Below are 13,415 nucleotides of genomic sequence, written 5' to 3'. Positions count from 1 at the left end.
TTTAGGAATGGTGTCCAAGCTGCTCCTTAGTGAATTCGTAAAACGCAAGCGCATCCTCACTGCTCGCAAATCCTGCCTGAGCTATTTTCTCGCTGCCGCCGCCTTTGCCTTGGTAAGCCCCGAGATTTCCTTTGAAAAACGGCCCGCACGCCCATTCCGGCGGCTGTCCGTTCTGTGCCAGCACAACCTTCGCTTCCGAGATGCTGGCAAACAGCACCAAACCCTCATGCTCTTCCGTAAGTTTGGTAGCAAGGCTTTGCATATCCTTGAGTGATTTGTTCTCGAAAATCTGGGCAATAACCAGCCCTTCACGTGCCGCGAGCAGTTCCTCTGCATAGTAAGCGTCGTTGGTGGATTTTACAGCATTCAGCTCGCTTTGCAGCTGTTTCTGTTCCTGCTCCATTTTCTCAATACGCTCCAGAAGCTCGTCCCGGCTTGTCTTTAATTTGGTCGTAATGCCGTTCAGCACCTGCTGAATTGCCGCGAATTCGTTCAAAGTTCTCGTACCGCATTTAAAATAAATTCGTGTGTTACTCTTGATCTTCTCCGTTTTCAACAACTTAATGATGCCAATCTCGCCCGTTGCCGCCACATGTGTACCACCGCAAGCATTGTATTCCACACCCTCAATCTCCACGATGCGAATGTCCTCCGTTACCGTTGGTTGCTTCACTAAAGGCAGTCGCGCCGCCTCTTCCGCGGTAACCCAAGATGAGCGAACCGGAGCATTACGAACAATCTGCCGATTCACCTCTTGCTCGACTTCAGCCAGCTGTTCCGGGTCAAGCGTCTCTGTAGCTACATCAATCGTTGCATAGTCCGTACCCAGGTGAAAACTGAGTGTCATCGCATCCGTCAGTTTTAGTGTAATTGCCGATAACAAATGCTGGCCCGTATGTTGCTGCATGTGGTCAAATCTTCGCTCCCAATCCAGCTCACAGTCTACTTCATCCTGCTCCGGGAAACGCTCCAGCTTATGCCATACTTCTCCGTCTTCCAAGTTCACATCCAGAACCGCAATGCCGCCAATCCGTCCCAGATCACACGGTTGTCCGCCTCCATGCGGATAAAATGCCGTCTCGGCGAGCGTAACGTATACGCCATCTTCTTTCGTCACTCGATTGGTAATATGTGTATGCCACTCGCGCGTGTACGCAGCGTCATAGTAAATTTTTTGAGTCATTGAATGGATTCGTTCCCTTCTCGTTCAAGTAAGTTACATCTACTCTCAGATTACACTATTTCCCATAGCTAAAGCCAATATTGCTACTTCGCTCTCCACTTTCTACTCAAATATAAAAAGACCGCTCTGTAAGCCAAGCCCACAGAGCGGTCTATATTCTATCCAACGTTTAATTTGAAACCGTTGGATATGGATGTTCCTATCGATTATACTACCGGAACGGAGATGGCAGACGAATGCTCGCTTTTGTAGACACCAAGAACAAAGCAGACAGAAAGAACCTGGAGAAGCATAGCGTTCGCATTTATCACCGGATTGTTCCCATAAGGGAATCAATCAAAATAATCCGGGGATAAGGGCGATCGTAAGGTTTTCTGGCTGCGGCGTTCCCATGTGTCTACTCTCTGCTACCTTCAAGCCATAAAAAGACCGTTCTGTAAGCCAAGCCCACAGAGCGGTCTATATTCTATCCAACGTTTAATTTGAAAACGTTGGATATGGGGGAGTTCCTATCGATTACACCGGAACGGAGATGACAGACGAATGCTCGCTTTTGTAGACACCAAGAACAAAGCAGACAGAAAGAACCTGGAGAAGCGGAGCGCTCGCATTTATCACCGGATTGTTCCCTTCAGGGAATCAATCAACATAATCCGGGGATAAGGGCGATCGAAAGGTTTTCTGACTGTGACGTTCCCATGTGTCTACCACAACCAGCATAGTCAGTCATCGGAGTGGTCAGTGTAATCTAAAGGTCACGCCATATCTTTTTTCACATTAAACCAAGTTCCAGAAGAGAACTGTATTCGCCACCGTCACCATCGTAAACAGCAACGTATTAACAAATGCCGCGAGCCATACATTGTTCGTTTTCTCAAACAATTTGCGTGCGTATACGGCAGCGATGATCAGACATGGCACCAGCGCGAACAACAGAATGCCGTTCAGTGCTTGAGTTGGATACAGCGCCACACCTGTCATAAAGTCTTTGCCATACTGTGCCAGCATCCACAATACCAATCCGCCAACATTCAGTACAATCGCAAGGAACATACCGCCGCGTTTGCCGCGGGTATTGGCATTCAGTGCAACAGCACTCACAAAGTAATAGATCAGGAACAGTGGTGCATAACGCAGTGCAGTAATGAAATGCTCCTGTTCAAACGTACGTACCGCAAAGGTCCAGATCCGGAAGTCGGTTCCGAAGATGGCCTGTACCGCGAACAGCAATGCATACCCGATTACAATAGCGAGTACAGCTGTTACAAGGCTGGCAATGATGGTTCCAATATTCAAGCTAATACCGTAATCACTGAAACGAGTGCCTGCATCCTTTTTGGAGAAATAGTGGAATGCAAAGGTCACCAGAATCATAATCAACGCCGATACCAACGCCCAGTATACGATCTGGTTCGTCGTTGGTTCATTGAAGTATTTGCCTGTAACGACAATTTTGCTCGCATAGTTAAACACAATCCACATCACCAGAGATACAATGGCGAGCAGCACGCTGCCTACGCCCATGTTTTTCATCCGGCGGCTTGCCGCAAAATCATTCTTTTTGCTTCCAGCGAGCACAAATCCAATGACCGCACCAAGCACACTTACGATCAACACGATCAGAGCAATGATACGCAATACATTCAATCCGTCTGCTGATTTATCCATTAGCGTTGGGAAAAGAATAGCCGGAATCAGCGTGCTGAACGCAATCGCGAGCCAGTAAACTGTTCTTTGCTTGCCACTTACAGCTGCTGACACGGTAGCAATCTCGTTGCTAACCGCTTTACGCAGCAATGGCAGTCTGAGTAACAACGTGATCAACGGTACGATCATCAGGAAGAAGCCGATCATTGCTACAAAGTTAAAGGCTTCCTTCGCCCACCAGATCTGATTTCCCCATCCCAGATTCACATTCGTCTGGTTCGGTGACGTTACCCCATTGAAAGCACGTGCGTAAAAGTCGATCAGATGTCCCGTCGTCGTTGGCGAGAAATGGTTCCACGGGTGAGTCTGATTCGGTGTGAACATGATGTGCTCGCCCGTTTGCGAAGGACGTACCACTTTGCCATCAACCATCAGGTCACCAGACTGAACTTCAGTAAACTTGTCTGTTTCCGCTCTTGGCGCATCTGCAGCCAGTCCGAGGAATGCTTTACCCGAGATCGTTGCGGCAAAATCTTTGCGCATCACGGTACCTTTGATTTCTTTTTCAGCGGCAGTTTTCTCTTCGTCTGATTTGTTGAAGAAAAACTCGTCATACTTACCAGCAATCATACCCACTGTACGGCTTCCAAAAGCTGCTTGTAGCTGATCTTGCGGAGCCACGGCAGCAGCATACGAATAATCTGCGCCTACAGAAATCCCTGTATAGATCATGCGGTGTCCTGTTTGCAATGAAGTCATCTCGTCCATGTACATGGAGAGCAATGTCGAGAATCCACCCATAGAGTGACCGCTTACAGCAACGTATGCGTTACCTTTATCATCTTTTTTGGTGAAATCCTGATCATAGATATATTTAGCTGCATCGAATTGAGAATAAATCCAGAACGTGCCGAACATATCTTTCACCGGAATAGGAGCACTCCAGCGGGAATCCCCGTGATCATACATATCGAGTGCGAGCACGATGTAACCACGTCTGGACATCTCAATGGCAGGTGCATCCTGCATTTCTTTCGTGTTCAAATAACCATGCGTTGTAATGATGACCGGTCTTTTGTCATCAGCACCCGCGCCTTTTGGCATGTACAGCAGACCCGATAATGTTCCGTGGTCAGCCTGGAATTTGATCTCTTTAACCTTGACGGAATAGAAGGATGTGTTGAACATGCCGGCAAACAAGCTGCCGAAAATAACCAGAACGAGTGATAAAACCAGCAACCCCTGCGGTTTTTTCAAGAATGATGTGACTGTTCTCATTGATTGGCTCCTTTAGTAATATAAAATGCGATATATGTTGAACTATTCTTTTACACAATAACGGAGAGGACAGAAAAAACCTGGAAAAGCGAAGCGCTCGCCTTTATCACCGGATTTTTCCCTTTCGAAAAGGGAATCCAAAAAATCTGGGGATAACAGCGATTGGAAGGTTCTTCTGTCATCGGAGTGGACTGTGTAAAATCTTTAGTTCAAATTATATAGATAAATAGATATCACTATGCATACGCTTCCGCTTATATAATGAGCGAGACAGCATGTCATAATGCAGTTAACAATACAAGCCAACAATAAATCTAAATTTAATTATTCAAATTCGATGTAAATGAGTACATGTAAATATTGACTCACTATGGCCTAAAAAAGGCACACATAACGACGCCGGACTCCGGCGCCGTCACCTGTGTCAATTCGGTTCTGTATCGTTCTGTATAATCTATATCGTCATTCAAGCTATTTTAATGAATTCTATCTTACTTCAAAGACTCGGACAGTTCGGTGAAAATAACACCCAGCGCATACGCGCCAGCATCCGGATATCCCAGGCTGCGGTCGCCGACCGTACCTGCGCGTCCCATACGTGCTACGATATCTTCGGTTTTCTTCGCACCTTCTACCGCTGCGGCTGCACCTTTGGCAAACACAGCTTTGAAGTCATCGCCAGACTCTGCACTTTGCGTCCAGGCATCTGCACATGGGACGAGTGCGTCGATCAGTGTTTTATCCCCTACAACCGCACCGCGTCCGAAGGAACGCTCACCTGTTGATTGAATGCCTTGTACCGCTGCCTGCATCATTTCAGCAAACTCAGCGACATTCAAATGTTGCTTCTCACCTACCGCTTTACCGGCTGCACGGAATGCCGAACCCCAGATTGGGCCTGATGCTCCGCCGCAATACTCCATAATTACCAGGGAGCACGCATCGAGGAATGAGCCGATATCTTTTTTCTCTTCGTTAACGATGTGGTTCCACTCGCGCTTCAATTGACGGAAACCTTTGGCTACACTCATTCCGAAATCACCGTCACCGGCATGGGAATCCAGTTCACAGAACGGTACTTCGTTCTTGATGATGATCTCACCCATTTTATCGATCAGGTAAACCATGTTATCCAGTGAGAACTGATTGTTTTCAACAACAGCTGCAGACGCATCCGTCTGCACCTCATAGGATACTGGAGCATCCTCAGTCACAACCGCTTCGAGCGCTTCAGAGTAAGCAACTTGTGCCACTGGAGGGCCAGACACTTTAAATGCAGGTGTGTCACTTTCCTTAAACAACAAGGTTTTCAATTCCTCATCCAGCTTCAGAATCGTTACCGATGCACCCGCCATGTCAATACTGGTCATGTAGTTGCCCACGAATGTCGTCGCTATGTTAAGACCCGCATGTCCTGCAAGCTCACGTTGAACCGAGTTGTTCAGCAAGTACAGCTCTTGCAGAGGTGTCGCACCAAAACCGTTCACAAGCACAGCGATCTCGGCAGACGCATCCTGATCCAGCTTCATATCTTTGAGCAATGCGGACACCATACGTCCTGCAAGCTCATCTGCAGAAACAATTTTTTCACGACGAATACCCGGCTCACCATGGATACCTACCCCGAACTCCATCTCGTCTTCCGCGATTTCGAAAGTTGGTGTTCCCTTGGCAGGAACCGTACAAGACGTGAATCCAAAACCGATACTGCGCACGTTCTGCGCCGCTTTCTCGGCAACAGCCTTCACTTCTTCCAGGCTACGTCCTTCTTCCGCTGCTGCGCCGGCAATTTTATGAACCAGAACCGTTCCAGCCACGCCGCGGCGTCCTACCGTATACAAGCTGTCTTGCACAGCAATGTCATCTTCCACACGTACATATTGCACGTTGATGCCATCTTCTTCAGCCAGATGTGCTGCGTTTTTGAAGTTCATCATGTCGCCGCTGTAGTTTTTGATGATAAGCAGTGTACCTTTATTGCTTGCCGTTGCTTTGATCGCTTGATATACCTGGATTTGGGAAGGGGATGCAAATACATCTCCGCATACCGCTGCATCCAGCATACCTTTACCGACATAACCAGCATGTGCTGGCTCGTGACCGCTACCGCCGCCGCTAATCAGGCTGACTTTATCCGCCTGAATCTCTCTGCGTTTAATCACTTTATATTTTTTCAGGAATTCCAGCTCCGGGTGCGCAAGCGCAATCCCGTTGCACATTTCCATGACAACATGTTCAGCTTGGTTGATGATTTTTTTCATTTATTTTGCCTCCTGGCGTGCTTTGTACTCCCGTCCGATTCGGTCAGCTGCTGCAATCGCTGCGGCTACTTCAGGAACAGTAATCGGGAATGGCATCGCGTGGATAGATTCCTCTGGAATGCACGCAATCTCCGCTACTTTCAACAATTCTTCTTGTGTAATGGTTTCTACGCCGATATCTGCAAGACTTACAGGCAATCCTACGGAAAGACAGAAATCCATCACTTGGTGCAATTCTTCGGTCGGTGCATTTTCAAGGACGAGCTGTGCAATCGTACCGAAAGATACTTTTTCACCGTGGAAATAGTGGTGTGTGCCTTCCAGAACCGTCAGACCATTGTGGATCGCGTGAGCTGCAGCCAAACCGCCGCTTTCGAATCCAAGACCGGACAACAGGATGTTCGTTTCTACGATGTTTTCCAGGGCTTGAGTTACTACGTTGCTGTCGCTGGCTACTTTTGCTTTTGCGCCGTCCGTCAGCAGCATTTCGTAACACAATTTAGCAAGTGCCAGTGCTGCATTCGTTCCTACAGCAGAAGGTGTGTACCCTTCACGCGAACCCATTGGCAGACTTGCATTCACACGGGAATAGGATTTTGCTGTTGCTCTTGCTTCGAAGTAAGTAGACAGTGCATCTCCCATACCGGATACGAGGAAACGTGTTGGTGCATTGGCGATAACGGTTGTGTCTACGAGCACCACGCTTGGGCTTTGTTTGAAGTATGCATAATCGTCAAAAGAACCTTCTGGTGTGTATAATACTGCCGAGTGACTTGTCGGTGCGTCTGTTGCTGCAATCGTTGGGCAGATGATCAGTGCATCGCCTTCAGCAACACATTTTGCAGCATCAATAGCTTTACCGCCGCCGAGACCAATCGTGCATGTGCACCCTTTTTCTTTCGCGATTTCTTGCAAACGAGCAACTTCCTCACGTGAACATTCGCCTCTAAAACCGCTTTCAACAAACGTGATATTGAATTTTTCTGCTGTTGCATCCAGCTTGGCTTTGACACGCTGTACATCATCAGGGTGTGCAATCAACAACGCAGAATCTCCGAAGGATTTTACGAAATAACCCAGGTTCAACAATTCGTCTTCGCCTTGCACGTACTTGGTTGGGCTGATAAATGCTTTTCTCATAATATGATATGCCTCCTAAAAGTAGATTCGATAGAATGTTTTGCGCAGCAACGCTTGTCCTTCTTGACTTGAATTCAGAGGTTAAGGTGCCTCGCTCCGTGTTACATCAAATTTTAATTGTTGCAATTGACCTAAATATAACGCAGAAACGAGAGGTTTACAGTGGACTTTGATAACAAATTATTATAATTTGCAATCGTAATTTTTTGCTTTTTCGCATAATCGTGGTATGTTATTGTCATGAGATGGTTGAATTTTGACCTCCCATGTTCCATTACCCGTCCTGTTCACGTCTTAATATGTACAACTTTCAACTTTTTAACGACTCTCCGATCGATAAGTTCGGTCTGCCACGGAGGTTTTTCACATGATTAAAGAATATCTGCACATCAATAAAATACTGGATCTGGACAAGTGGAAGCGCCTTCAAGATTCCCTTGCCACTGTCACCAAACTTGCTATTCTTACCGTTGATTATAAAGGCATACCTGTCACGAGCCACAGTAGCTGTCAGGCTTTCTGCCAGAACGTTCGTAAAGATCCTGAGCTTCTTCCCTACTGTCAAAAATGTGATTCTCGCGGCGGTCTGGAGGCTGTTCGCCTTAACGAACCTTACGTTTATCTCTGTCATTTCAATATCATCGATATTGCGATTCCAATTACAATTGATGGGAAATATATTGGCGCGGTGATGGCTGGACAAGTCAAACTGGCTGACCCTGAGAAGGGGAACGATCTGGAGCAGATCGTGACGTCCAAAAACGTTCCGATGCATGACGCGAAAATGAAGGAGTTGCAGGCAGATTACGACCAATTACCTGTCATGACGTATGAGGAGATCGTGAAGATTTCCAATATGTTATCCCTGCTCTGCAACTATATTGTCGAGGAAGCGCTGAACAAAAACTTGCTGGTGGAGATGTTTGAGAAAGCTTCAGGCAATCAGGAGTCCGTCAACTTGTCCACCATCCTGCCGGGTTATTCGATCCGCAACATCGAGTCGATCAAAAAGGAAATGACCAATGCCATTGCGGACGCTTATCTCAAAAATAGTCCAAGCGATACGGAGAGCCTTAATCCGGTGCTCCAGCCTGCTTTTGAATATATCCATAGCCATAAGAGCCAACAAGTGTCTCTTAAACAAGCAGCCGATCTGTGCCACCTGAGTCCAAGTTATTTCAGCAGACTGTTTGCCAAGGAGACGGGTGAAAACTTCACCACCTATCTCGCCAAGCTCAAAATCAAGTGGGCCAAGCAACTGCTGGAGGTCACAGACATGCCCGTTTCACAGATCAGCGATGAACTGGGATTTAATGAATCCGGATATTTTATCAAAATATTTAAAAAGTTCGAGGAAATCACCCCTGCCCTCTATCGTAAATATATTCAGGAGAGCTGATTAACCTGTGATATGTTTTTCATATCAATCATGCGCTTAATAGATATTTCACCTAATTATCTGCACTTGCTACAATGGAGTCCAGATGAGTAAGGAGGCATGACAAATGGAATATCGCAAATTGGGAAACAGCGGTTTAACCGTCAGTGAGATTTCGCTGGGCAACTGGATTACACATGGATCACAAGTTGATGATCCAACAGCACAAGCTTGTGTCCAAGCTGCATTGGAGGCAGGTATTACGACATTTGATACGGCAGACGTATATTCGGATACCAAGGCGGAAACGGTGTTGGGACAGGCTCTCAAGGGAGTACCAAGAGAGAATATTGAACTATGCACCAAAGTCTGTCATCCAACCGGCCCAGGTCACAATAACAGAGGTCTTTCCCGCAAACATATTATGGAAGCCTGCAGTGCTTCATTACAACGATTGCAAACGGATTATATCGATGTCTATTACGCTCACCGCTATGATACACACACTCCACTGGAAGAGACATTCCTTGCGTTTGCTGATCTTGTTCGTCAAGGCATGGTTCATTATATTGGGGTTAGTGAATGGACATCTGCTCAGATTGAGCAAGGCTCCGCACTAGCTAAAGAGTTGCGTGTACCTTTCATCGCGAGTCAGCCGCAGTATTCGATGTTATGGCGTGTAATTGAGCAAGAAGTTGTGCCCGCAAGTGTACAGGCAGGCCTGGGACAGATTACATGGTCTCCACTCGCTCAAGGCATACTATCGGGTAAATACCTTCCGTATGAAGCAGTGCCACCCGGATCACGAGCAGCAGCCCAAGCAGGGAAACCCTTCTTCAACAAGCTCGCCGGTCGTTGGTTACACGATGATGTGCTGACTGCTGTACAACAGCTTCTTCCTCTAGCGAAGGAACTAGGTCTGACTCTCCCTCAACTCGCTGTTGCCTGGGTTCTTCATCATCCTTACGTCAGCTCAGTGATTATTGGGGCATCCGGGCCAGAACAAGTACTGGAAAATGTGAAAGCTTCCGGTGTGAAACTGGATCAGGATATCCTCACTCGAATGGATGAAATATTAGGAAAATGGATTGAGAGAAATCCTGTCCTGACGGGTTAATATAGTTTAGTCGCTCTTGTCCATGTGTATAAAACGGGTGACCACGCCCTGATTCATGTCCGTCCGCCATGCCATGTATAAGGGTACGGAGGGCGGTTTTTCTATTAAAGGTAAAAATACTACACCTCTGCGCTGAAACACCTCCACCGAAGAAGGAACAATGGAACCTCCCATGCCTGCAGCAACGAGGTTCACAATCGTATACATCTGGATTGCTTCCTGCGTAATTCGCGGTTCTACCCCATGCTCCCTGCAATACTCCCGAACGAGACGATGAAATGGTGAGCCCAAATGGCTAGGGAACAAAATAAAATCCTCTTCCGCCAAGTCAGTAATCGACACTTGAATATGCTCTGCCAAAGGGTGATCGTCTGGAACCACCACCATTAACGTTTCTTCCTGGAAGATCCGGAAAGACACATTTGGCGTATGCTCCTGATATCGTAAAAATCCAATATGGATCTGTCCATCTTGCAGTGCCTGCAGCTGTTCAGAAGATGTCATCTCACGCAGTGTAATTTCGATCTGTGGGTACGCTGCTCGAAATCGCCTTAGCATATCGACCATCATACTGCCTGAAGCCGAATCCACAAAAGCTACCGTTATATGACCAACGATGCCTTGGTCAACCTTCTGTGTGAGATGGATAGATCGTTCAAGCTGAGCCAAAATTAGTCTTGCCTGATCTAGAAATACGGCTCCCGCAGGTGTTAGCCTAACCATCTTTTTCGTACGTTCCAACAGCTTAACGCCTAGTTCTTCTTCTAGATTTTGGATCTGTTGACTCAGCGGCGGCTGAGTCATATTTAATCTTTCGGCCGCACGATTGAAATGAAGTTCCTCCGCCACGGCGATAAAGTAGCGTAACTTTCGAATATCCATTACACCTGATACACCTCCCCTCTCCCCGTTACTTCATCTGCTCCTCCACCCAGATGGCAGACTCGGCATGCATCGTCATGAGTGCACAGAAATCGGACTCGATTTCTACTAAAGGAACATCGTCTCCACTGTCATGTACGAGCATTAGCACTTTGCCAGAAGATTCATCCAGAACAGCCATACTGCCCTCACCAAATCCGCCGATTGGAAAAAGCTTCAGCCCGTCAGGCAGGTCGTATTCCTTCTCGTACTCTCGATATGCATCCAGAAACTCGGGATACGCCCAATCCAGCTCTTTGACTGAATACAAGGCGGGGTCACCAAAGTTGCACGCCCCGAATTCTAGTAGCAGCGCACGGTACGCCGCAGGCAGCTTCACTTGGTACTTTTGCTCAAAATTGTTGATGTCCTGCTCGGTTTCAGGTTTACTGCCACTCCCCATCGATGTTCCATATGCCTGCACCAACAAATCCCGAATCGGGTCTAGCTCTACGAATTTCATCTGTTTTGCAACTCTCCGTCCAGCCAAGTTAGTGCATCTCGTAGCTTCTCCTGCGGCACCGTATCGTATCGATCCCCTGTCGACATTTCGAATGAGCAGCTGTTGCCTCCGGTTTTGTTCAGATAAGATGTAATCGCGATATCAAACTGCTGCGCCATCTGCACAAGCAGTGGTTCAACCTCCGAAGCGGCAAGTGCAAAGTGAATGTGAAACATATTGGAAACGGGAATTTCAGGGATCGTGCGAATCCCATGGCATGCATTGAACAGTGAGGCCAGTTCCTTGGCCTGCTCGTAATAATGTCCCATTTTGCCAACACGTTCATTGTAATAATACTTGGAGCTGAGAATATACGGATACAGGCCAATCAAGTCGCCGCCATGCCGCCGTTTCCAAACCTTGGATTCCTGCATGATGTCTGTATCTCCAGCAAGAATAGCTCCTGCAATACCCCCAATACCTTTGTAAAAAGAGATATATACACTATCAAACAAACTGCAAATCTCCGCAGGTGTTTTCCCATAGTAAGGCGTGATCTCGAACAGGCGTGCTCCGTCCAGATGCAGCTTGATCCCTTGCTCACGGCAGTACGTCGAGATAGCTTCCAGTTCCTCATAAGCCGGCAGTTGCCCGCCAATCTCACGTTGTGGCAATTCAAGTAACAAACAGGCATATTTCTCCTTAATTGCTTTCACATCGCTGAGAGTAATCAATCGATCCGCTTTGCCAAGCAAAATGCTTTCGATCTGATGCAGCTCCTTTAGCCCATCTTCTTCATGAATCTCCAGATGAGACAGCGGATGATACGCCACTCGCTTGATACCTGCGCGGTCACACCAGATGCGAAGGGCAATCTGCTGCGCCATCGTGCCGCTTGGGAAAAACACCGCCGATTCCTTCCCTAGCACATCTGCCATCTCCTGTTGAAACTCATCAATGATTGAGCCATTCCCGTAGTGGTCACTGAACGTTTCTCCATCCACCTGTTCCAGCGCTTCCTGCAGCACTTTCACTTTGCGGCTGCCGTGCCCGCCTACAATGTACGCCGCCTGACCGAATGCGTCGGCAAGTGTTAATTTGTTATTAACCAAAATCAACCTCTCCTTTACTGTTCCGGTATCGTCATAATCTCCACTAGAGCCTGGAGCGCGTTAGAACGATGTTCACCATGAGCATAAACAAATCCTACTTCCAGACGAGAATACGGGTCAGGAAGTGATACAATGTCTACCTCACCTCTGGCTGCTGCTTGAGCCACCGAAGAACGAGGCAGCAAGGACACGCCTAAACCGACAGTAACACCATTAATAATGGTATCGAGTGTCCCATATTCCATGACATTTAGTGAATGAACCTCTTGAGTTTTCAAAAAATCCTCCGCCTGAGTTCGGTGGCTGCATCCAACCTCAAAAAATAACATCGGCCTGCTGAGTAGCACGGGCATATCAAGTTCACCCGGTTTAACGATCAGCACCAGCTCATCGTCGTACATTTTCATATAATTCAGCTTCTCATGTTTGACCGGACCATATACCAGAGCACCATGTAATTCATGGGCTATAACCTTCTGATTCAGCTCGTGTGTACCACCAGTGACAAGGGAATAACGTACCTTCGGATAACATGCGCAGTACTCGGCCAGAAGCGGTGTCAGAAAACGAGAAGCCGCAGTCTCAATCGAACCCAAACGAAGATTTCCTGTCGGTGGACTTCCTTCCTGTGCGGCCTGCTCTGCTTCATCTAATAATTCCAATATTCGATCTGCGTAGCCCAGCAGGTTCTCCCCTGCCGGAGTGAGCAGCATCCCCCGATTGGAGCGATGAAACAACGGCACTTGAAGCTGATCTTCCAATTGTTTGATTCGTGTGGTCACGTTGGACTGAACATAATTAAGTGCGGTGGCGGCTTTAGTGATACTGCCTTCGCGGGCAACCGCCTGGAATATTTTCAAATCCCCTGCATCCATTTTCTTCTCACCTGCTTGTCTTTATATCAGAGCATTCCGCCCTATTGAGATGTCGTACATC

10 protein-coding genes are annotated in these 13,415 nt (G+C 47.4%); 2 read left to right on the top strand and 8 right to left on the bottom strand.

Annotation, left to right across the window (positions count from 1 at the left end; all coding sequences use genetic code 11):
* Position 1: 1 nt before the first annotated feature.
* The 4 genes from BLQ13_RS06825 to BLQ13_RS06810 form a co-directional block, all read right to left on the bottom strand.
* Entirely contained in the window at positions 2-1,183 is a 1,182-nt protein-coding gene (locus tag BLQ13_RS06825) for an alanyl-tRNA editing protein (protein WP_090917442.1), read from the bottom strand.
* 777 nt (positions 1,184-1,960) lie between these two features.
* Complete coding sequence (locus BLQ13_RS06820; protein ID WP_090917440.1) at positions 1,961-4,108, bottom strand: alpha/beta hydrolase family protein; 2,148 nt, start codon at positions 4,106-4,108, stop codon at positions 1,961-1,963.
* 491 nt (positions 4,109-4,599) lie between these two features.
* A complete protein-coding gene (gene dhaK / locus BLQ13_RS06815; protein WP_090917436.1) occupies positions 4,600-6,369 on the bottom strand; it encodes a dihydroxyacetone kinase subunit DhaK in 1,770 nt (589 codons plus the stop codon).
* On the bottom strand, positions 6,370-7,509 hold the full coding sequence (locus tag BLQ13_RS06810; protein WP_090917434.1) for a glycerol dehydrogenase: 1,140 nt from the start codon (positions 7,507-7,509) through the stop codon (positions 6,370-6,372). It abuts the gene before it with no gap.
* Positions 7,510-7,876: 367 nt separating this feature from the next.
* Between BLQ13_RS06810 and BLQ13_RS06805 the strand changes: the two genes are divergently transcribed.
* Both BLQ13_RS06805 and BLQ13_RS06800 read left to right on the top strand, forming a co-directional pair.
* On the top strand, positions 7,877-8,908 hold the full coding sequence (locus tag BLQ13_RS06805) for a PocR ligand-binding domain-containing protein (protein ID WP_090917432.1): 1,032 nt from the start codon (positions 7,877-7,879) through the stop codon (positions 8,906-8,908).
* 106 nt (positions 8,909-9,014) lie between these two features.
* The gene (locus BLQ13_RS06800) at positions 9,015-10,004 is read left to right on the top strand and encodes an aldo/keto reductase family protein (protein ID WP_090917430.1); all 990 of its coding nucleotides are present in this window, start codon (positions 9,015-9,017) and stop codon (positions 10,002-10,004) included.
* Between the two features lie 6 nt (positions 10,005-10,010).
* Here BLQ13_RS06800 and BLQ13_RS06795 read toward each other — a convergent pair whose 3' ends face one another.
* From BLQ13_RS06795 to BLQ13_RS06780, 4 genes are read right to left on the bottom strand one after another with little or no spacing between them, the layout of a single operon-like run.
* Positions 10,011-10,886, bottom strand: a complete 876-nt coding sequence (locus tag BLQ13_RS06795; protein ID WP_090917427.1) for a LysR family transcriptional regulator — start codon at positions 10,884-10,886, stop codon at positions 10,011-10,013.
* A 28-nt stretch (positions 10,887-10,914) separates the two neighbouring features.
* Positions 10,915-11,388 carry an SMI1/KNR4 family protein gene (locus BLQ13_RS06790; protein WP_090917425.1) on the bottom strand — a complete coding sequence of 158 codons (474 nt, stop codon included), beginning with the start codon at positions 11,386-11,388 and terminating at the stop codon, positions 10,915-10,917.
* Positions 11,385-12,479, bottom strand: coding sequence for a threonine aldolase family protein (locus tag BLQ13_RS06785; RefSeq protein WP_090917424.1), 1,095 nt, complete (start codon positions 12,477-12,479; stop codon positions 11,385-11,387). The genes BLQ13_RS06790 and BLQ13_RS06785 overlap by 4 nt, the downstream gene beginning before the upstream one ends.
* Positions 12,480-12,493: 14 nt before the next feature.
* Positions 12,494-13,354, bottom strand: coding sequence for a LysR family transcriptional regulator (locus BLQ13_RS06780; protein ID WP_090917422.1), 861 nt, complete (start codon positions 13,352-13,354; stop codon positions 12,494-12,496).
* Between the last annotated feature and the right edge of the window lie 61 nt (positions 13,355-13,415).

The organism is Paenibacillus polysaccharolyticus (assembly GCF_900102085.1).
GTDB lineage: Bacteria > Bacillota > Bacilli > Paenibacillales > Paenibacillaceae > Paenibacillus > Paenibacillus polysaccharolyticus.
Note: the sequence above shows the minus strand (reverse complement) of the source record. Positions and strands in the feature narration are given on the sequence as shown.

Excerpts from the sequence above, each read along its gene's own strand:
- dhaK (WP_090917436.1), bottom strand. The coding sequence starts at position 6,369 with ATGAAAAAAATCATCAACCAAGCTGAACATGTTGTCATGGAAATGTGC.
- BLQ13_RS06820 (WP_090917440.1), bottom strand. The coding sequence starts at position 4,108 with ATGAGAACAGTCACATCATTCTTGAAAAAACCGCAGGGGTTGCTGGTT.
- BLQ13_RS06790 (WP_090917425.1), bottom strand. The coding sequence starts at position 11,388 with ATGAAATTCGTAGAGCTAGACCCGATTCGGGATTTGTTGGTGCAGGCA.
- BLQ13_RS06825 (WP_090917442.1), bottom strand. The coding sequence starts at position 1,183 with ATGACTCAAAAAATTTACTATGACGCTGCGTACACGCGCGAGTGGCAT.
- BLQ13_RS06805 (WP_090917432.1), top strand. The coding sequence starts at position 7,877 with ATGATTAAAGAATATCTGCACATCAATAAAATACTGGATCTGGACAAG.
- BLQ13_RS06795 (WP_090917427.1), bottom strand. The coding sequence starts at position 10,886 with ATGGATATTCGAAAGTTACGCTACTTTATCGCCGTGGCGGAGGAACTT.
- BLQ13_RS06780 (WP_090917422.1), bottom strand. The coding sequence starts at position 13,354 with ATGGATGCAGGGGATTTGAAAATATTCCAGGCGGTTGCCCGCGAAGGC.
- BLQ13_RS06800 (WP_090917430.1), top strand. The coding sequence starts at position 9,015 with ATGGAATATCGCAAATTGGGAAACAGCGGTTTAACCGTCAGTGAGATT.
- BLQ13_RS06810 (WP_090917434.1), bottom strand. The coding sequence starts at position 7,509 with ATGAGAAAAGCATTTATCAGCCCAACCAAGTACGTGCAAGGCGAAGAC.